Here is a 20,008-nt window from a genome sequence, read left to right as displayed (position 1 = left end):
GCATCACCGGCCCGTGAGTCACGAGGCGAGGTCGCCGCCATGGTCGCAGAACCCTCAGAGTCCCGTGCCCGGGCACGGCCCTGGATGTGCGCGGTCGCCGCGCTGCTGGTCCTCGCGCCCGCCGCGCCGTCGGCGGCACCCTCCGGCGGGGGCAGACAGGTGCTGACCGTCGCCGTCTCGCAGAGCGTGGACTCGCTCAGCCCCTTTCTGGCCAAGCGGCTGGTGTCGACGACCGTGCACCGGCTGGCCTACGAGTATCTGACGAACTACGACCCCGGGGACGGCCGGGTGATCCCGGGGCTGGCCACCGCGTGGAAGTCCTCGCCGTCCAAACTGACCTGGACCTACACCATCCGGGAGAACTCCCGGTGGTCCGACGGCAGACGGGCGACGGCCGACGACGCGGCCTGGACGTTCAACAGGATGATGTCCGACGAGAAGGCCGCCGCGGCCAACGGCAGCTTCACCGCGAACTTCCGTGAAGTCACCGCGCCCGACCCGCGAACGCTCGTCGTAGAGCTGAAGAAGCCCCAGGCCAATATGGTCGCGCTCGACATCCCGATCGTGCCCCGGCACGTATGGGAGCGGATCGGCGATCTCTCCGCCTTCAACAATGACCGCCATTTCCCCATCGTCGGCAACGGCCCGTTCGTCATCACCGGTTTCGAGGTCGACCAGTTCATCAGACTGGAACCCAACAAGGATTTCTGGCGCGGTGCTCCCGCGTTCGACGAATTGCTCCTCAAGTTCTACAAGGACGGCGACGCCGCCGTCGCCGCGCTGCGCAAGGGCGAGGTCTCCTTCGTCCAGGGCCTGGTCCCCGCCCAGGCCGCCGCCCTGCGCCGGACCGCGGACATCAGGGTCAATGACGCGCCCGGCCGCCGGTTCCTCGCCCTCGCGGTCAACCCCGGCGCGCGGGCCCGGAACGGCAGGGCGTTCGGCACCGGTCACCGGGCGCTGCGCGACCCCGCCGTACGCCGGGCCCTCTTCCACGCCGTCGACCGCCGGGAGATCGTGGAGGGGCTCTTCCAGGGCCATGCGACCGAGGGCGCGGGGTACATCCCGCCGCGCTTCGGCGCGTACTTCTGGCGGCCGGAGCCGCACCAGGAGATCGCCCACGACCCGGCGAGAGCGGCGGCACTGCTGGACGGGGCCGGCTATCGGCGAAAGGGCGACGGAGTCCGCACCGGGAAGAACGGCGAGCCCCTCGCGCTCCGGCTGCTGTGCCACGCCGCCGACCCGTACGACGCGCACATCGGCAGATATCTCCACGAGGTGTGGCGCGAGCTGGGCGTCGAGACCCGGATGGAGTGCCGTGACAATGTCTCCGACTCCTGGCTGAAGGGCGACTACGATCTCGCCTTCGACGGCTGGTCGGTCAATCCCGACCCGGATTTCGTCCTCTCGATCCACACCTGTGCCGCGCTTCCGGCGACCCCTTCGGGCAGTGGCTCCACCGACAATTTCATCTGCGACCGGCGATTCGACGAACTGTACGCACGGCAAATCGCCGAATACGACCCGGTCAAACGGGCTGAAGTGGTGAAACGCATGCAATCACGGCTGTACGACACGGGCTTGATGAATGTTCTCGCGTATCCGAACGCCGTGGAGGCGTACCGGACCGACCACATCGAGTCGATCACGACGATGCCCGAGGACGGCGGCAGCCTCTGGGGGCAGGACGGCTACTGGAGCTGGTGGTCGGCGAAGCCCGCGGACGGCCACGGCCGCTCCGGGGAGGCCGCGTCCGCGACCGAGGTGGTGGTCGGCATCGGCGCGCTGATCGCGGCGGCGGCGGTGCTCACCGGGCTGGTGGCGCTGCGCCGCCGGGCCACCGCCGACGACCGCGAGTAGCCGGTGGCCTCCCCGCGCGCCCATCTGCTCTACACGGCGGGCCGGCTGGGCGGCGCGGCGGTCTCCCTCCTCGCCGTGCTCGTCACCGGCTTCTTCCTCTTCCGGATCGTCCCCGGCGACCCGGTGCGGGCGCTGACCAGGGGCACCCCCACCACGGCGGGCCAGCTGGACGCGCTGCGCCATCAGTTCGGCCTCGACCTGCCGCTGTGGCGGCAGTTCACCGACTACTGCGCGAAGGCGCTGACGGGCGACCTCGGCGTCTCGTACCAGTTCCGGGCCCCGGTGGGCGAGCTGATCGCGCAGAAGGCCCCCGCGACCCTGCTGCTGACCGGGGTCGCCGTGGTGCTGTACTCGGCGATCGGGCTCTGGATCGGCGCACGTGCCGCCTGGCGGCACGGCGGCCCGGGCGACCGGGTGCACACCGGGGTCGCGCTGGCCCTGTGGTCGGTGCCGTCGTTCTGGCTCGGACTCCTGCTGATCACCGTCTTCGCGGTGGGCGCGGGGCCGGTGCCGGGGCTCTTCCCCACCGGGGGCATGTCGACGGGTACGGAGAGCGGCCTCGCGCACGCCGTCGATGTGACGCACCATCTGGTGCTGCCGGTCGTGACGCTCGTCGCGGTGGGATACGCGCAGACGCTGCTGGTGATGCGGTCCTCGCTGCTGGACGAGATGGGCGGCGACTATCTGACGACCGCGCGGGCGAAGGGGCTGCGGGACTCGGCCGTACGACGCCGTCACGCCGTGCCCAACGCGCTGCTGCCGACGGTGACGATGGTCTTCATCAATCTGGGGCATGTGGCGGCCGGATCGATCCTGGTGGAGACGGTGTTCTCCTGGCCGGGCCTCGGCGGGCTGTTCTACCAGGCGCTCAGCGTGCCCGATCTGCCGCTGGTCCAGGGGCTGTTCCTGGTCTTCGCCGGAGCGATGATCGTGATGAATCTCCTCGCCGACCTGCTCTGCCCCCTGCTCGACCCCCGGGTGGCCCGATGACGGAATCCGCGCTCCCCCGCTCCCCGGCCCCCGCCCGCCGCCCCGGCGCGGCCGTCCGGTTCTGGCACTCCTACCGCGCGCACCGGGCGGGCCTCCTCGGCCTCGGCGCGCTCACGCTGATCGCCGCCGTCGCGCTCCTCGCGCCGCTGCTGGCCGACGAGGACGTACGGAAGGTCACGGGCGCGCCGGGCGATCCGCTGGAGCCGCCGAGCGCCGCGTTCTGGCTGGGCACGGACCAGTTCGGCCGGCCGCTGCTCGGGCTGCTGGTGTGGGGGGCGCGGATCTCGCTCACCGTGGGGCTGCTGGCGGCGGGGATGTCGGTGGCGATCGGCGCTCTCGTGGGCATCGCCGCCGGGCACTACGGCGGCTGGTTCGCCACCGTGCTGATGCGGGTCACCGACTGGTTCCTCGTGATGCCGACGCTGGTGCTCGCGATCGTGCTGGCGACCGTGATGTCCCGGAGCGTCTGGACGGTGATCATCGCCATCGGGGTGACCAGCTGGCCGACGACCGCGCGGCTGGTGCGGGCGCAGACCGTCGCGGTCGAGTCCCGCCCGTACATCGAGCGCGCGAAGGCGCTCGGCGGCGGGCACCGGCACATCATGAGCCGTCATGTGCTGCCGAATGTGATGCCGCTGGTGCTGGCGCAGACCACGCTGGGGATCTCCGCCGCGATTCTGACCGAGGCGACGCTCGCCTTCCTCGGACTCGGCGATCCGATGGTCGTCTCCTGGGGCGGAATGCTCCAGGAGGCGCGCGAGGCGGGCGCGGTCTCCTCCGGCCACTGGTGGTGCCTCGCCCCGCCCGGGCTGGCGATCGCGGTGGTGGCGCTCGCGTTCACGCTCTGCGGGCGGACGATCGAGACGGTGCTCGACCCGAGGCGGGGGGTGGACCGGTGAGCCTGCTGGAGATCCGGGATCTGCGGGTGACGTACGGTACGGGCGCGGGCGCCGTGCCCGCCGTGCGGGGAGTCGATCTGAGCCTCGCCGCCGGGCGGACGCTGGGCCTCGCCGGAGAGTCGGGGTGCGGGAAGTCGACGCTCGCCCTCGCGCTGCTGCGGCTGCTGCCCGCCGGGACCCGGCTGAGCGGGGAGATCCTCCTCGACGGCGAGGACGTCCTCACCATGCGGTGGGGCAGACTGCGGGCGGTGCGCTGGGCGGGCGCCTCGCTGGTCTTCCAGGGGGCCATGCACGCGCTGAACCCGGTACGCCGGATCGGCGACCAGATCGCCGAGCCGATCCTGCTGCACCGGCGGGCGACGCCCCGGGCGGTCCGGCCGCGGGTGGCCGAGCTGCTCTCCCGGGTCGGTCTGCCCGAGCGGCACGCGGACGCCCGTCCGCACGAGCTGTCCGGCGGCCAGCGCCAGCGGGTGATGATCGCGATGGCGCTGGCCTGCGATCCCCGGCTGATCGTCGCCGACGAGCCGACGACCGCGCTGGATGTGATGGTCCAGGCGCAGATCCTGGGGCTGATCGGGCGGCTGGTCGCCGAGCAGGACATCGGACTGCTGATGATCAGCCACGATCTGGCGGTGCTGGCGGAGGTCTGCGACCGGCTGGCCGTGATGTACGCGGGGCGGGTGGTGGAGGAGGGACCGGCGAACGCCGTCTGGACCGCCGCGCGCCACCCCTACGGCCAGGCCCTGGCGGCGGCCTTCCCCCGGGTGGGCGACCCCGCCTCGCGCCACGCCCCGCGCGGGCTGCCGGGCGATCCGCCGGATCCGTCCGCGCTGCCGCCCGGGTGCGCCTTCCATCCGCGCTGCGCGGTGGCGCTGGCGGTCTGCGCCGAGCAGGAGCAGCGGCTGACGGGGGACGGGGAACACCGGGCCGCCTGTGTGCGGGCGTCCGCCGCCAAGGGGCCGGGCGGCCCGCTCGGGGAGCTGTCATGACCGCCGTACCGCTGCTGGCCGCCACCGGTCTTGAGGTCGTCTTCCCCGGGCGGCGCGGCGGGCCGGGCGCGCGGGCCGTGGACGGGGTGGACCTCGCGGTGGGGCGGGGCGAGATCGTGGCGCTGGTCGGCGAGTCCGGCTGCGGCAAGACCACGCTGGCGCGCGCCCTGCTGGGGCTGGTGCGGCCCACGGCCGGCCGGATCGACTTCGACGGCCGGCCCCTTCTGCACACCGCGCGCGCCCTGCGGGCGCACCGGAGGCGGGTTCAGCTGGTGCTCCAGGATCCGAGCGGCGCGCTCAACCCGCGCCATTCGGTGTACGAGGCGGTCGCGGAGGGGCTGCGGATCCACGGGTGCGCGGGGGACGGGGGCGCGGCGGTCGCGGGCGCGCTGGCCAGGGCCGGTCTGCGGCCGCCCGGGCGGTTCGTCTCCCGGTATCCGCACGAGCTGTCGGGCGGTCAGCGGCAGCGGGTGGTGATCGCGGGCGCGCTGGTCCTGGAGCCGGAGCTGATCGTCGCGGACGAGCCGGTGGCCTCGCTGGACGCCTCCGTACGCGGGGAGATCCTCGCGCTGCTGCTGCGGCTCCGCGCCGAACTGGGGCTGTCCGCGCTGGTGGTGACGCACGATCTGGGGCTGGCGTGGAACATCGCGGACCGGGTGGCGGTGATGTATCTGGGCCGGATCGTGGAGTGCGGTCCGGCCCAGGAGGTGCTGACGGCTCCCCGGCACCCCTACACCCGGGCGCTGCTGTCGGTACTGCCGGAGTCGGCGGTTCCGGCGGCTGTGCTGACCGGCGAGCCGCCCGACCCGGCCAAGATCCCCGGCGGCTGCCGCTTCCATGTCAGATGCCCGGTGCTGGCCTCGGGCGAGGCGGAGCGGGCGGGGGTGGCGGGGCGGTGCCGCTCGGAGGAGCCTGGGGTGGTGTCGGGGGCGGGTGTGGCCTGCCACTGGGCCTGACCGGGGCCGGCCCGGTGTCCGGGGCCGGTGCTCCGCCCCGGTCCTGGTCGGGCCCGGGGCGTACGGGACAGCGGCGGGATCAGCCCTCGGCCGTCAGCTCACGGCACTTCTTGACGTCCTCGGCCATCGCCACCAGCAGGGCGTCGACGGACTCGAACTTCCGCTGGCCGCGTACGTACGCCAGGAAGTCGACGGCCGCGTGCAGCCCGTACAGATCGAGGCCGACGCGGTCGATCGCGTACGCCTCCACCGTCCGCTCGACGCCCTCGAACTGCGGGTTCGTGCCCACCGAGATCGCCGCGGGCATCCGTTCGCCGGACACCGTCAGCCAGCCCGCGTACACGCCGTCCGCCGGGATCGCGGTGTGCGGCAGGGTCTCCACATTGGCGGTGGGGAAGCCGAGTTCACGGCCGCGCTGCGCGCCCCGGACGACGATCCCCTCGACGCGGTGCGGGCGGCCCAGGATCTCGCCCGCCCCCTCGACGTCGCCGTCGGCGACCAGCCGGCGGGTGAGGGTGGAGGAGAACGGCAGCCCGCCGCCCGCCTCGCCCGTCACGACGAGGTCGATGACCTCGACCTCGTAGTCGTAGGTCTCGCCCATCTCGGCGAGGAAGTCCACCTTGCCGGCCGCGCGGTGGCCGAAGCGGAAGTTCGGGCCCTCCACGACCAGCCGGGCGTGGAGCTTGTCCACCAGCACCTTGACGATGAAGTCCGCCGGGGAGAGCTGGGAGAACTCGGCGGTGAACGGCAGGATCAGCACCGCGTCGACGCCCAGTTCGGCCATCAGCTCCGCGCGCCGGTGGTGCGGCGCGAGCAGCGGCGGGTGGCTGCCGGGGCGCACCACCTCGCTGGGGTGCGGGTCGAAGGTCACGACGACCGACGGCACGGACAGCTCGCGGGCGCGCTCGACCGCGCGTCCGATGATCAGCTGGTGTCCGCGGTGCACCCCGTCGTAGGAGCCGATGGTGACGACGCTGCGTCCCCAGTCCTGGGGAATGTCCTCCAAGCCACGCCAGCGCTGCACTGTGACCGCTCCTCGCCTGAACCTGTGTACTGGTATGCCGATATAACGACAGCTGACTACGCAGGTCTAAGACTGCCATGCCCGGGGCCGTCGCTTCGCATCGGTGTCGGGGAGCCCAGTGAGCCGATCGTCCGGCGGGCCTCCGGGCCGATGGGCGCGGACCAGTCCTGAGGGGGTCCGGCCAGCCATCCGGCGAGGAGTTCCGCGAAGCCGGGGGCGGCCCGGGCCAGCCTCAGCAGCTGCCGTTCAAAGCGGACCGCACCCCCGGGGGCGGCGGTGAGCAGCAGCCCGGCGCGGCGCACCAGCTCGCGGGTGGCCGCCTCCGGCCGGGCCGCGCGGCCGAGCGCGGCGGCCTTCAGCAGGGCGGTGGCGGTCTCGTGCTCGTACGGCGGACAGGCCGCCAGCAGTACGTCGAGCAGCTCGGCCCGCAGCGGGCGCGAGAGGGCATTCCCTGGGGCGGCCAGTACGGGGGCGAGCGCCTGGCGCAGTCTGCCGGGGCCCTCCCGCAGTGCGGTGCTGACCAGCGGGAAGAGCAGGGATCGGGCCGCCGGGCCGTGATCGAGCCGGCGGTCGACGAAGACGGCGGCGTACGCCGCGCCGCCCGGGTGCAGTTCGAGGTACTCGGCCACCAGCGCGGCGGCGCGGCGGGCGAGGGCGGGCACGGTGGCCCCGGCGAGGGCCGTCAGCACCTCGCCCGCCCGGTCGTCCGCCCGCAGCCGGGAGCGGAAAGCGGCGAACACCGGTTCGGGGTGGGTGACGAGGGCGGTGGCGAGGGCGCTCGCCGAGAGCCCGGGGATCGCGGCGGCGTAGGACGCCAGCGCCCGCCGGAGCACCCGGGAGCGGGCGTGCGGATCCTGTACGAGCACGGCGAGGGCCGTTCCGTGCGACGCGGCGTCGTCGGGGCGGCCGAGGAGTTCGTGGGCGGCGTAGCGGAGCAGTCTCCGGTCCGCCTCGCTGGTGACGCGGGCGGCGACGGGCAGCGCGTACGCGGCGGCCGCGGCCCGCCGGCCGGGGCGCGGGTCGTGGGCCCAGCGGTCGACGGCCCGGCAGAGCGCGGAGGGCTCCTCGTCGGCGAGCGCGGCGAGCAGCTCGTCGGCGCGGGCGTGCCCGCTCTCGGCCAGCGCCTCCGCGAGATCGTCGAGGGCGAGCGCCCGTCGCGCGTACAGCAGCGCCTGGGCGACGGCCCCGGCGGTGGGGCGCATCCGGTCCCCGGGGTGGGTGGGGAGCGGGGTGTTGTCGGTGAACCAGCGGCAGAGCAGGGGCTGCACGGTCGCGGGGTCGGCCTCCAGCCGGGCGGCGACGGCGTCCAGATAGCGCTGGGAGGTCCCCGCCGGGGGTGGCTCCGGGTCGTAAGCGGAATCTTCCGGGGCGGCCCACGCGCGGCCCTCGGGGCCGGGGGGCTGCCCGTGGCCGGGCATCTCGGCCCAAGGGCGTACGGCCGTTGCGGGACATCGGCCGAGAGCGTCGGGCGGGCCTGCCTGCGGGAGCATGGACGCGCCCTGGGCGGTGCCGGGCGGCGAACCGGCGGGGCGGGAAGCGGAGGGGGATGCGGTGGCCGGGTCGGAGGGCGCGGGCACCGGCCCCGGCGTACCGGGAGACACGGAGGCCACGGCCGGAGGCGAGACCGGGGACGGGACCGGGACCGGCGTACCGGGAGGCACGGAGGCGGCAGGAGCCGTCGGCGGCGGGCCCAGGGGGCCGTCGGCGGGGAGGAGGAGGCGGAGGAGATCGAGGCGGGCGGGTTCGGGGAGACGGAGACGGAGCCAGAAGTCCGGGCCGAACTCCGCGGGCGGGCGGACACCGCGCCGGGCGGAACGGGCGAGACGGCGGGCGAGGAGCCGCAGCATGGGCAGCTGGGACTCGGGGGCGGGAAGCCTCAGCAGGGTCCCCGCCAGCAGCCTCGCCGCCCACCAGTACGCGTCGGCCCCGGCCTCGGGGCGGATCACCGCATCGATGAGGTCCTTGAGCCTGCGGGTCAGCGCGGCCGGGCCGTGGACGCGGTCCAGCCGCAGCAGGGAGTGGACGACCGGGCCGATCCGATGGCGCGGCACGGGCAGCGGCGGCGGGGGCCGGTGCCGGGCCGAGCCCGGCGGCGGCGGTACGTGCCCGGGGGTGAGCGTGCGGCCGGGCCGCGAGGGCAGCCGGGCCGGGGCGTGCGCGGGCGGCCGGTGGACGAGGGTGCGCAGGGCCTCGTCCGGGTCCAGCCGCGCGCCCTGGAGCCACTCCCCCACCTCCTCGTGCGCGAAGCGGTACCCCTCGCCCGCCGGTACGAGCAGCCCTTCCGTGAGGACCGCCGCCGCCCAGCCGGGCCGCCAGGGGAAGAGCTCCTCGAAGGACTCGCGGTCCAGCTCCCCGTGGCCCGGCCCCAGACAGCGCCGGGCGGCCTCGTGGACCCGCCCGGCGACCCGGGCGGCCAGCCGCCGCACGGCGGGGCCCCGGAGCGGCGGCCGGGCCGCGGCGGCCACGCGTACCGCGATCCGCAGACAGACCAGGTCCAGATGCGCGCCGAAGACCTCCTCGCGCCCGGGCCGCCCGGCGACGCCGAAGGGCAGGCCCCCCCGCACCTCCGCGAGGGCCCCCAGCGCCAGGGGATGGCCCTCGTGGGGGGGGGCGATCGGCCCGGCGGGCAGCCCGTGGCGCTCCGGGGCGGCCGCCGCCTCGGCCGGCGACAGCTCGGCGAGGCGGACCGTACGGGGCGGGGGCGGCCCGGCCGGATGGAGCGGCAGGGCGTACTCCCAGTGCTCGGGGCGGCAGCCGAGGGCCATCCGGGCCGACCGGGTGGCCAGCCAGTGGGCGGTCCCCGCCGTCCAGGACGGCAGCCTGCGGGCGAGCCCGGGCGGCATCTCCTCGGGGCCGTCCACCACCACCAGCAGGGGGCGGCCGGCCAGCCGGGCGAGGTGGGCGACGCGCTCGGGGGTGATCCCGGACAGCTCCCCGGACGCCCCGGACGCGGCCAGGACCCGCCCGGCCCGCCGCAGGGCGCGGGCCACCGCGTCGGCGACCGAGGCGTCCTCGCTGTGCAGATCGGCCCCGCGCAGCCACACCGTGGGCGCGGGCTCGGGGCCATGGGCGCGGTGGGCGGCGAGCGCGGCGAGCGCGGTCGTACGGCCCGTCCCCGGGTCGCCGACGAGCGCCAGCACCGGCGGTCCCGGGGCGGTGAGCCGCCGGAGGATCCCCGGTCCGGGAAAGGGCTGTCCGGGCCGGGCGCAAGGGCCGAGGGAGGTGGCGGTCAGCTCCAGCACGGTGGCGAGGTTGAGATCGTCGCCGTACCCGGGGACGGTGGCCGCGTTGTGCCGCAGCAGCGCGGCGAGCGGCCCTTCCGGCAGCCCGTGGACGCGCAGCGGCAGGGCGAACACGGCGGCGCGCCGCCCGGCCTGGAGCGCGGTGCCGAGCACGGCGAGGACCGCGCCGGTGGCGGCGTCGATCACCGGTCCACCGCTCGCCTCGCCGCCGAGGCGCAGGGCTTCGGCGGCCTGGGCCGGAACGGCGAGTTCCACGGCCTCGTCGATGAGATGGAAGCGGTCGGTGGCGGTATAGGTCACCTGGACCGCGCCGAGGGCCCGCGCATGGTGCCAGCCGTCGGCCGGCAGCCGCAGATCGGCGCCGGGGACGATCCGGCCGCGCGCGGTCACGGGGACGGGCCGCAGCCCGAGGCCCTCGGTGCGCACCAGGGCGAGTCCGGCCTCGGGCAGCGGGGTGATGGCCTCGGCCCCGGCGAGCCAGGTCCGCTCGCCGGGGGCGTGCAGGACCAGCCGGGTGAGCCCGTCGACACTCTCGTGGCTGGTGATGACCGTGCCCTGATGGTCGGCGGCGAATCCGACGCCGCGCGGGCGGCCCGCCAGATCGTGGACGCGCACCAGGTCGCAGCCGTGTGCGAGCGTCGCCGGGTCCGCGCGTCCCATGGTCTCGACGGTAGGCGGAGGCTGGGCGGGGGCGGAAGGACACCGGGCGAACGCGCCCCCGTACCGCTCCGGATTCGCTCCGAGCGCCGGGCCGGACGGGTGAACGGCGCTGTGTCCGTGCCCGCTGTCCGTGCCCCGGGAAACAGCGGCGCCGTGGAACCGGCGGCGGGGCCACCGGTTCCACGGCGTGCGCGTCAGTGCTCAGCGCTCAGCGCTCAGCGCTCAGCAGTCAGCGAAAGGCTTCAGCCGAAGACGGCGAGGCTCTTGGCCTTGCCGCGCTGCTCCTCGACCAGGGCGAGGAAGCGGTCCTCCGGTCCGAAGACGGCCACCGGCGACCGGTCGTGGGACGGTATGTCCAGCCGTACGCCGTTGAGCAGCAGCTTGGCGCGCCGGTCGTCCACGTCCCAGCGGGGGAACGCGGCCGCCGCGGCGTCCGCGATCGGCATCACGGTCAGCTCCTGCTGGAGCTGGTCGAGCGTCTTGGCCGCGTCCAGTCCGTAGGGGCCGACCCGGGTGCGGCGCAGGGCGGTGAGATGGCCGCCCACGCCGAGTCCGTCGCCGAGGTCACGGGCGAGGGCCCGGATGTAGGTGCCCGAGGAGCAGACGACCGAGACGACCAGGTCCATGACGGGGGTGCCGTCCTCCGCCTGCGCCTCCCGTACGTCGTAGACCACGAAGGAGGAGACGGTGACCGGACGGGCCGGGATCTCGAACTCCTCGCCGCCCCGGACCCGGGCGTAGGAGCGCTTGCCGTCGATCTTGATGGCGCTGACCTTGGACGGCACCTGCATGATCGCGCCGCTCAGGGCGGCGACACCGGCGTCGATGCCCTCCCGGGTGACCCCGGAGGCGTCCGTGGACGAGGTGATCTCGCCCTCGGCGTCGTCGGTGACGGTGCTCTGGCCGAGCCGGATCGTGCCCAGGTACTCCTTCTCGGTGAGCGCGAGGTGCCCGAGGAGTTTGGTCGCCCTCTCGACGCCCAGCACCAGTACTCCGGTGGCCATGGGGTCGAGCGTCCCCGCGTGTCCGACGCGCCGGGTCCTGGCGATCCCGCGCATCTTGGCGACGACGTCGTGCGAGGTGAAGCCCGACGGCTTGTCGACGATGACCAGGCCGTCGGGGGTGGTGGTCTGCTGTGTCATGCGGAGGCTTCGTCCTCGTCCTCCGGCTTGCGGTACGGGTCCGCCTCGCCGGCGTAGGTCGCGCCCGAGGACGCCTCCCGCACCCTGGCGTCCGAGCTCCGTGCCTTGTCCAGCAGGTTCTCGATCGACTTGGCGTTCTCGGGAAGCGCGTCCGCCACGAAGGTCAGCGTCGGCGTGAACTTGGTACCCGCCGCCGAGCCGACCGCCGAGCGGAGCACGCCCTTGGCGCTCTGGAAGCCCGCCGCGGCGCTCGCCCGGTCCTCGTCGTCCCCGTAGACCGTGTAGAAGACCGTGGCCTCCCGCAGATCGCCGGTGACACGGGTGTCCGTGATGGTCACATGAGTGCCGAGCCGCGGGTCCTTGATGCCACGCTGCAACTTCTCGGCGACCACTTCCCTGATGAGGTCCGCCAGTTTCTTCGCCCGCGCGTTGTCGGCCACTGGTCCTTCTCCTTCTTACCTGCTTGCCTTGCCATCAGTCTTCGTCGCTGTGGAGCCTGCGTCGAACCGAGAGCAGCTCCACCTCCGGCCGGCCGGCGACAAGGCGCTCACACCGGTCCAGCACTTCCGCGAGGTGCCCCGTGTCACCCGATACCACCGCCAGGCCGATTTCGGCCCTGCGGTGAAGATCCTGGTCCCCGGTCTCCGCCACGCTCACCGCGAATTTCCGCTGGAGCTCGGCGACGATCGGGCGGACCACGGAACGCTTCTCCTTCAGCGACCGTACGTCACCGAGAAGCAGATCAAAGGACAGTGTCCCCACATACATGGATGTATCCGGATGTCCCGCCGGTTCGGGGCCGATCGACGGGATTTCTCCCGCCGACCGGCCCCGGCCGACTGTTCCGCGTCAGCCGTACGGTCAGCCGCGCGGCTTCTCGCGCATCTCGTACGTCGCGATGACGTCGTCGACCTTGATGTCGTTGAAGTTTCCGAGGTTGATACCGCCCTCGAAGCCCTCGCGAATCTCGGTGACATCGTCCTTGAACCGGCGCAGACCCTCGATGTTGAGGCTCTCCGCGATGACCTTGCCATCGCGCAGCAGTCGCGCCTTGGTGTTCCGCTTGACCTCGCCCGAGCGGATGAGGACACCGGCGATGTTGCCCAGCTTGGACGAGCGGAAGACCTCGCGGATCTCCGCCGTACCCAGCTCGACCTCTTCGTACTCCGGCTTGAGGAGACCCTTCAGGGCCGCCTCGATCTCCTCGATGGCCTGGTAGATCACCGAGTAGTACCGAACGTCGACGCCTTCGCGCTCCGCCATCTGGGCGGCACGGCCGGCCGCACGGACGTTGAAGCCGATGACGATGGCGTCAGAGCCCATCGCCAGGTCGATGTCGGACTCGGTGACCGCACCCACACCACGGTGGAGGACGCGGATGTCGACCTCTTCGCCGACGTCGAGCTGGAGCAGCGAGGACTCAAGAGCCTCCACCGAACCGGACGCGTCACCCTTGATGATGATGTTGAGGTCCTGCACGAGGCCGGCCTTGAGCACCTTGTCCAGGTCCTCCAGGGAGACCCTGCGGACGCGCTTGGCGAAGGCCGCGTTGCGCTCACGGGCGGCGCGCTTCTCGGCGATCTGACGGGCCGTACGGTCCTCGTCCACCACCAGGAAGTTGTCGCCCGCGCCCGGGACGTTGGTGAGACCCAGGACGAGGACCGGGGTCGACGGACCCGCCTCTTCCAGGTTCTCGCCCTTGTCGTCGAGCATGGCGCGCACTCGGCCGTAGGCGTCGCCCGCGACCATCGTGTCGCCGACGCGCAGCGTGCCTCGCTGGACCAGGACGGTCGCGACGGCGCCGCGGCCGCGGTCGAGGTGGGCCTCGATCGCGATGCCCTGTGCGTCCTGCTCCGGGTTGGCGCGCAGGTCGAGGGAGGCGTCCGCGGTGAGGACCACGGCCTCCAGCAGGGAGTCGATGTGCAGACCCTGCTTGGCGGAGATGTCGACGAACATCGTGTCGCCGCCGTACTCCTCGGCGACCAGACCGAACTCGGTGAGCTGACCGCGCACCTTGACCGGGTCGGCGCCCTCGACGTCGATCTTGTTGACCGCGACCACGATCGGCACACCGGCCGCCTTGGCGTGGTTCAGCGCCTCGATCGTCTGCGGCATCACACCGTCGTTCGCCGCGACCACGAGGATCGCGATGTCGGTGGACTTCGCACCACGGGCACGCATGGCGGTGAACGCCTCGTGACCGGGGGTGTCGATGAAGGTGATCTTGCGGTGCTCGCCGTTGACCTCGGTGCCGACCTGGTAGGCGCCGATGTGCTGGGTGATGCCACCGGCCTCGCCCGCGACGACGTTCGTCTTGCGGATGGCGTCGAGCAGACGGGTCTTACCGTGGTCGACGTGACCCATGACGGTGACGACCGGGGGACGCGAGACGAGGAACTCCTCGCCGCCCTCGTCCTCGCCGAACTCGATGTCGAAGGACTCCAGGAGCTCGCGGTCCTCCTCCTCCGGGCTGACGATCTGAACCTGGTAGTTCATCTCCTGAGCCAGCATGACCAGCGTGTCGTCGGTCACGGACTGGGTCGCGGTGACCATCTCGCCGAGGTTCATCATCACCGCGACGAGCGACGCCGGGTTGGCGTTGATCTTCTCGGCGAAGTCGGTGAGGGACGCGCCGCGCGACAGGCGAATGGTCTCGCCGCCACCGCGGGGCAGCATCACGCCGCCGACCGACGGGGCCTGCATGGCCTCGTACTCCTGGCGCCTCTGACGCTTCGACTTGCGACCACGACGGGCGGGCCCGCCGGGACGGCCGAAGGCGCCCTGTGTGCCGCCACGGCCACCGGGGCCGCCGGGACGACCGGCGAAGCCGGGACGACCGCCGCCGAAGCCGCCGCCGCCACCGGGGCCACCGCCGCCGGGACGACCGGCGAAGCCACCGCCGCCGCCACCGGGACGACCGCCGCCGCCACCGCCGCCCGGACGGCCGGCGAAGCCGCCGCCGCCACCGGGACGACCGGCACCGGCACCGCCGCCGGGACGACCCGGACCGGCGCCGGGACCGCGACCGCCGCCACCGCCGGGACCCGGACGGGGACCGGCAGCGGGACGCTGCGGCATCATGCCCGGGTTCGGGCGGTTGCCGGCGGGGGCGCCGCCGGGACGCGGGGCCTGCGGACGAGGCATGCCACCGGGGGTCGGACGAGCGCCGCCCTGACCGCCCTGGGGACGCGGAGCGCCACCGGGGCCGCCCTGCGGACGCGGGGCGCCGGGAGCACCGCCGCCGCCGGGACGCGGAGCGCCGCCGCCGGGACGGGGCGCCTGCGGGCGCGCCATTCCGGTGGAGCCACCGGAGGTGAAGGGGTTGTTGCCCGGACGGGGACCGGCCGGACGGTTGCCGCCGGGGCGGGGGCCGCCCTGGCCGGGCGCGGAACGCGCGGGGCGCTCGGGACGGTCGCCGCCCCGGCCGCCGTCGCGCTGACCGCCGTCACGCTGACCGCCGTCACGCTGACCACCGGGAGCGGCCGGACGAGCCGGACGCGGGCCGGGGGTGGCGGCGGGACGGGAGGCCTGCGGGGCGGCGGGCTGGGCCGGGGCCGGGGCGGAGAACTCCGCCTGGGGCACCGGGGCCGCGGGGCGCGCGGGGGCGGGCTTGGGACCCGGACGCGGGCCGGACGCCGCCGGAGTGGTGGGCGCGCTGCTCACGGGAGCCTCGGCGACGGGCGGCTTGGGGGCCGGGGCGCCGGGCTTCGGGGCAGGCGGACGCGGCGCGGCCGGGGAGGGCGCGCCGGGGGTGGGACCGCCCGGACGGGGGGCGGGGGACGGCGCGGCCTTGCGGGGCGCGCCGGGCTTGGCAGCGGACTTGCCGGCGGAGCCGGGTCCCTGCAGTGCGTCAGTCAACTTGCGTACAACCGGCGCCTCGATCGTCGAGGACGCCGAACGGACGAATTCACCGAGTTCTTGGAGCTTGGCCATGACGACCTTGCTCTCTACGCCGAACTCCTTGGCGAGCTCGTATACCCGGACCTTAGCCACTTCGCTCCTTTTAGGTCCGGGTTACCGCCGGACCGTCGCTACTTCATGGGCGTACTCATCGCGTACTCATCGAGTGCTCATCGCAATCTCGACCTACTTCCAACTCGCGAGGTACCTGACCGCACGGGGCTCCGTGCCGCACTTCTTCTTACAAAACCTGCCGCTCTGCCTTCTCCATGTGCCCTCGCAGCGCGGCGGTGTCGAGCGGTCCCCCGCCCCGAAAGGCCCGGGGGAACGCGCGGCGCCGTACAGCAAGATCGAGACAGACCGTGGCGGGGTGGAGATACGCGCCCCGGCCGGGCAGCGTACCGCGATCGTCGGGGACGTATTCGTCTCCGGCGGCCACGATGCGCAGCAGATCGGTCTTGGCCGCTCGCTCCCGGCACCCCACACATGTCCGTTCAGGACATGTACGTTCAGGGCGTGGGCGGGCATGCGTCCGGCCAGACACGATTAAGTCTACCTCCCCGTAGCGACCTCACCCGCGTCGGGCAAGAATCGAACGATCGTTGTCTCGATCTCGGCGGGGCGTCGCACTCAGTGTCACCGAATGCGACGAATCCCGCGCCGGATTTATTCCCCGGGCTCCGCCGGGGGTATTCCCGGGCGTGCCCGGGGGGCCGCCGCGGCCGTCAGTCCCGGTCGTCCCTGTCGTCCCGGTCGGTCTGCTCGGTGTCGGGGCGGATGTCGATGCGCCAGCCGGTGAGACGGGCGGCGAGACGGGCGTTCTGCCCCTCCTTGCCGATCGCCAGCGAGAGCTGGTAGTCGGGGACGGTCACCCGGGCGGAGCGGGCGGCGAGGTCCACGATCTCGACCTTGCTGACCCGGGCCGGGGAGAGCGCGTTGGCGACCATGTCGGCCGGGTCGTCGGACCAGTCGACGATGTCGATCTTCTCGCCGTGCAGCTCGGCCATGACATTGCGGACACGTCCGCCCATGGGGCCGATGCACGCGCCCTTGGCGTTGAGCCCGGAGCGCATGGCGCGGACCGCGATCTTGGAGCGGTGGCCGGCCTCGCGGGCGATCGCCGCGATCTCGACGCTGCCGTCCGCGATCTCGGGGACCTCCAGCGCGAAGAGCTTCTTCACCAGGTTGGGGTGGGTGCGCGAGAGCGTGACGGACGGACCGCGCACACCCCTGGCGACCCGGACCACATAGGTGCGCAGCCGCAGACCGTGGGTGTACTCCTCGCCGGGGACCTGCTCCTGCACCGGCAGGATGGCCTCCAGCTTGTCGTCCAGCCGGACCAGGACGTTCTTCGGGTCCTTGCCCTGCTGCACCTGGCCGGAGACGACATCGCCCTCGCGGCGGGCGTACTCGCCGAAGGTGACGTCGTTCTCGGCGTCGCGCAGCCGCTGCTGGATGACCTGGCGGGCGGTGGTGGCGGCGATCCGGCCGAAGTCCGACGGGGTGTCGTCGAACTCCTTGGGCTCCTGGCCCTCCTCCAGATCGGCCGGGTCCTCCTTGGCCCACACGGTCACATGGCCGGTGTCACGGCTGAGCACCACGCGGGCGTGGCGGCTGCTGCCGTCGGTGCGGTGGTACGCGATGAGGAGGGCCGACTCGATCGCCTCGACCAGCAGGTCGAAGGGGATCTCCTTCTCTTGTGCCAAGCCCTTCAGGAGCTTTACGTCGATGTCCACGGCTACGCCTCCTCTTCCTTCTTGTCCTTGCGGTTGAACTCGATCTCCACGCGCGCCCGGTCGATCTCCCCGAAGGCGATCCGGCGGGCGGTGGGCTTGCGCCCCTTCACTCCGGGCACCTCGGTGTCGAGTCCCTCGTCGTCCACGGTGAGGATGCGGGCGACGACCTCCCCGCCCTCGTGGAGATGGAATCTGGCCAGCCGCCCGACGGCACGCGCGTAGTGGCGGTGCTCGGTCAGGGGGCGCTCGGCGCCGGGGGAACTCACTTCGAGGACGTACTCGCCGTCGCCCATGACGTCGGTCTCGTCCAGCTTGTCGGAGATGGCGCGGCTCAGCTCGGCGCAGGCGTCCAGGGTGGCTCCGTCGTCGGAGTCCACGATGATCCTCAGCTGGCTGCGGCGCCCGGCGCGGGAGACCTCGATCTCTTCCAGATCCAGGTCGGCGGCGCTGACGAGCGGTTCCAGCAACCCGCGCAGCCTCTCGCTCTGGGTGGTGCTCATCCGGGTGACTCCTCGGCCGCGTGTGCTGTTGTGGGATCGTCGCGTTTCGTCGCGTGGTGAATCAAAGGGTATCCGGTCCCGGAGGGTGTTGCCGTCCACCCGAGGGGCGCCCGCGGGTACGCTCGCCTGCGGCGATGATCACCATGAGGTCGGCACGAGGTCGAGGGAGACACGCGTGGGGCGCACCGGGACGACACGCAGACGTCTGTTCGTGGTGACGGGCGCGGTCACCGCCGGGGCGCTGACCGGCTGTTCGGGCGGCTCGTCCGGGGAATCGGCCGAGCGCCTCGCCGCCGACGCGGCGGCCGAGGAGGCCGCCGGGCGGCGGCGGCTGGCCGGCGCGAGCGGGGCGCTGCGCGACCGTTACGACGCCACGATCGCCCGCCATCCCGGGCTGGGAGCACGGCTCAGCGGGCTGCGGGCCTCCGTGTCCGAGCATGTCACCGCGCTCGGCGGGGCGACCCGGACGGCGGAGCCCGTCCGGGTGCCGTCCGACGAGCCGTCCGCGCTGGCCTCGCTGGCGGACGCGGAGCGCCGTACGTCCGACACCCACGGCGCGGCGCTCCAGAGCACCGGCGACCCGGAGTTCGCCCGGCTGCTGGCCTCGGTGGCGGCGGCCGGCGCCGCCCACGCATATCTTCTGACGAACGGGGATTCGCGATGAGCGAGGAGTCCGACCGGGCTCTCACCGCGGTACGGGCGGCGCTCGCCGCCGAGCACGCGGCGGTGTACGGGTACGGGGTCGTCGGCGCCCGTGTCGGCGAGGCCCGCGGGGCCGAGGCGGGCGCGGCGTACGGCGCGCACCGGGCCCGCCGGGACACGCTGGCGCGCACCGTGCGCGATCTGGGCGGCGAGCCGGAGCCCGCCGCCCCCGCCTACGCGCTGCCGTTCCCGGTGCCGGACGAGGAGGCCGCGGTGCGGCTCGCCGCCGTCCTGGAGGACCGGATCGCGGGCGTCTACTCCGACCTCGTACGGGCCGGGGGCGGTGCGCTGCGGCAGGAGGCCGCGGTGGCGCTGCGGGAGGCGGCGGTGCGGTCGGCGCGGTGGCGGGGCGGCGGCGTAGCCTTTCCTGGGCTCGCGGAGCGGGCCCAGGAGCAGTGAGGGCCGGCGGTGCGCCGGCCTGAATGAGGAAAAGGGAACTACGCGCGCATGGGTTTTGAAGCGCCCCAGCGTCTGGTGCGGGCGCTCGGAGAGAGCGACGCGTGGATCGGACGGCTGGCCGGGATCGCCGAGGAGGCGGTGGAGCGGCTCGGGCTCCGGGTCGAGCGGGTGCTCGCGCCCGGCGGCCGCAGCAGTCTGATCGTTCTCGTACGCCTCACCGACGACACTCCCGCAGCTCTCAAGCTCGCCCCTCCCTCGGCCTTCCCCGCGCTGGAGCGGGCGGCGCTGGAGCACTGGGACGGGTGGGGGGCGCTGCGGTCACTCCCGGTCTCGGGGGCGGGTGACGCGCTGCTGCTGGAGCGGCTGCACCCGGAGGTCTCGCTGCGGTCGCTGCCGGAGGCGAAGGCGCTGCTGGAGGCGGCCGGGATCGTACGGCGGCTGTGGGTCGAGCCCCCGCCGGGGCACGGCTTCGAGACGGTGGCGGAGCGTACGGCCCGGCAGGCGTCGGCGCTGCGGGAGATGGACGACCCGCTGGCGGCGGCGGCCCTGGAGGCCCGGGACCGGCTGGTGTCGGACTCCGCCGAGACCTTTCTGCTCCACGGCTCCTTCCGCCAGGGCAAGGTCCTCGCGGCGGACCGCACCCCCTGGCTCGCGGTGGGACCCGAGCCGGTGGTGGGCGAGCGCGCCTACGACCTCGGGCGGCTGGTCAGGGACCGGGCCGAGGATCTGATCGCCTCGGCCGCCGGGGCCTCGGCGGCCCGCCGCCGGGTGAACCGGCTCGCCAACTCGCTGGAGGTGGATCCGGAGCGGCTGCGGGGGTGGGGGCTGTTCCGGGCGGTGGAGTCGGGGATGCGGGCGATGGGGGCGGGGAGGGTGCGGGAGGGGGAGGCGACGCTGGAGTTCGCCTCTTGGCTGTGAGATGGGGGATTGACGCCCTGTGCTGTGCGGGTCGCCGTACTTGGGGGTCCGTCCTCAAACTCCCCCAGGCTCCGCCGGGGGACCCTCAGACGGG

At 73.8% G+C, this 20,008-nt stretch carries 17 protein-coding genes; 8 read left to right on the top strand and 9 right to left on the bottom strand.

Annotated elements, in window-relative coordinates:
- The first annotated feature begins 39 nt into the window (after positions 1–39).
- Genes IE247_RS23605 through IE247_RS23585 form a run of 5 tightly spaced genes read left to right on the top strand, consistent with a single transcriptional unit; the run spans position 40 to position 5,691 of the window.
- On the top strand, positions 40–1,857 hold the full coding sequence (locus IE247_RS23605) for an ABC transporter substrate-binding protein (protein WP_190125249.1): 1,818 nt from the start codon (positions 40–42) through the stop codon (positions 1,855–1,857).
- Positions 1,858–1,860: 3 nt separating this feature from the next.
- On the top strand, positions 1,861–2,847 hold the full coding sequence (locus tag IE247_RS23600; RefSeq protein WP_190125248.1) for an ABC transporter permease: 987 nt from the start codon (positions 1,861–1,863) through the stop codon (positions 2,845–2,847).
- Positions 2,844–3,746, top strand: a complete 903-nt coding sequence (locus IE247_RS23595; protein ID WP_190125247.1) for an ABC transporter permease — start codon at positions 2,844–2,846, stop codon at positions 3,744–3,746. The genes IE247_RS23600 and IE247_RS23595 overlap by 4 nt, the downstream gene beginning before the upstream one ends.
- Positions 3,743–4,735 carry an ABC transporter ATP-binding protein gene (locus IE247_RS23590; RefSeq protein WP_190125246.1) on the top strand — a complete coding sequence of 331 codons (993 nt, stop codon included), beginning with the start codon at positions 3,743–3,745 and terminating at the stop codon, positions 4,733–4,735. Before IE247_RS23595 ends, IE247_RS23590 begins: the two co-directional genes overlap by 4 nt.
- The gene (locus IE247_RS23585; protein WP_190125245.1) at positions 4,732–5,691 is read left to right on the top strand and encodes an oligopeptide/dipeptide ABC transporter ATP-binding protein; all 960 of its coding nucleotides are present in this window, start codon (positions 4,732–4,734) and stop codon (positions 5,689–5,691) included. Before IE247_RS23590 ends, IE247_RS23585 begins: the two co-directional genes overlap by 4 nt.
- A gap of 79 nt (positions 5,692–5,770) precedes the next feature.
- On the opposite strand, the gene IE247_RS23580 is transcribed toward IE247_RS23585, so the two are convergent.
- The 9 genes from IE247_RS23580 to rimP all read right to left on the bottom strand — a co-directional run bounded on the left by IE247_RS23580 (position 5,771) and on the right by rimP (position 17,895).
- On the bottom strand, positions 5,771–6,715 hold the full coding sequence (locus IE247_RS23580; RefSeq protein WP_190125244.1) for a bifunctional riboflavin kinase/FAD synthetase: 945 nt from the start codon (positions 6,713–6,715) through the stop codon (positions 5,771–5,773).
- A gap of 56 nt (positions 6,716–6,771) precedes the next feature.
- Entirely contained in the window at positions 6,772–10,617 is a 3,846-nt protein-coding gene (locus tag IE247_RS23575; RefSeq protein ID WP_190125243.1) for a serine protease, read from the bottom strand.
- 242 nt (positions 10,618–10,859) lie between these two features.
- Positions 10,860–11,759: a tRNA pseudouridine(55) synthase TruB gene (gene truB, locus IE247_RS23570; protein ID WP_190125242.1), complete on the bottom strand. Its 900-nt coding sequence runs from the start codon at positions 11,757–11,759 to the stop codon at positions 10,860–10,862.
- Positions 11,756–12,199, bottom strand: a complete 444-nt coding sequence (gene rbfA / locus IE247_RS23565; protein ID WP_190125241.1) for a 30S ribosome-binding factor RbfA — start codon at positions 12,197–12,199, stop codon at positions 11,756–11,758. The genes truB and rbfA overlap by 4 nt, the downstream gene beginning before the upstream one ends.
- Positions 12,200–12,233: 34 nt before the next feature.
- Positions 12,234–12,527 carry a DUF503 domain-containing protein gene (locus tag IE247_RS23560; protein WP_190125240.1) on the bottom strand — a complete coding sequence of 98 codons (294 nt, stop codon included), beginning with the start codon at positions 12,525–12,527 and terminating at the stop codon, positions 12,234–12,236.
- Positions 12,528–12,620: 93 nt separating this feature from the next.
- Positions 12,621–15,752, bottom strand: coding sequence for a translation initiation factor IF-2 (infB, locus tag IE247_RS23555; protein WP_190125239.1), 3,132 nt, complete (start codon positions 15,750–15,752; stop codon positions 12,621–12,623).
- A gap of 148 nt (positions 15,753–15,900) precedes the next feature.
- Positions 15,901–16,203 carry a YlxR family protein gene (locus tag IE247_RS23550; RefSeq protein ID WP_190125238.1) on the bottom strand — a complete coding sequence of 101 codons (303 nt, stop codon included), beginning with the start codon at positions 16,201–16,203 and terminating at the stop codon, positions 15,901–15,903.
- A 181-nt stretch (positions 16,204–16,384) separates the two neighbouring features.
- Entirely contained in the window at positions 16,385–17,395 is a 1,011-nt protein-coding gene (gene nusA / locus IE247_RS23545; RefSeq protein ID WP_190125237.1) for a transcription termination factor NusA, read from the bottom strand.
- Positions 17,396–17,397: 2 nt separating this feature from the next.
- Positions 17,398–17,895, bottom strand: a complete 498-nt coding sequence (gene rimP, locus IE247_RS23540) for a ribosome maturation factor RimP (RefSeq protein WP_190125236.1) — start codon at positions 17,893–17,895, stop codon at positions 17,398–17,400.
- Positions 17,896–18,070: 175 nt separating this feature from the next.
- Between rimP and IE247_RS23535 the strand changes: the two genes are divergently transcribed.
- The 3 genes from IE247_RS23535 to IE247_RS23525 are packed head-to-tail and all read left to right on the top strand — an operon-like array spanning position 18,071 to position 19,914.
- Positions 18,071–18,559, top strand: coding sequence for a hypothetical protein (locus tag IE247_RS23535; protein WP_190125235.1), 489 nt, complete (start codon positions 18,071–18,073; stop codon positions 18,557–18,559).
- Entirely contained in the window at positions 18,556–18,996 is a 441-nt protein-coding gene (locus tag IE247_RS23530) for a ferritin-like domain-containing protein (protein ID WP_190125234.1), read from the top strand. The genes IE247_RS23535 and IE247_RS23530 overlap by 4 nt, the downstream gene beginning before the upstream one ends.
- A 48-nt stretch (positions 18,997–19,044) precedes the next feature.
- On the top strand, positions 19,045–19,914 hold the full coding sequence (locus tag IE247_RS23525) for an aminoglycoside phosphotransferase family protein (RefSeq protein ID WP_190125233.1): 870 nt from the start codon (positions 19,045–19,047) through the stop codon (positions 19,912–19,914).
- Positions 19,915–20,008 lie beyond the last annotated feature (94 nt).

It is taken from the genome of Streptomyces inusitatus (assembly GCF_014651115.1).
In the GTDB taxonomy this organism is placed as follows: Bacteria; Actinomycetota; Actinomycetes; order Streptomycetales; family Streptomycetaceae; genus Streptomyces; species Streptomyces amakusaensis.
This window is presented reverse-complemented; position numbering and strand designations above follow the sequence as displayed.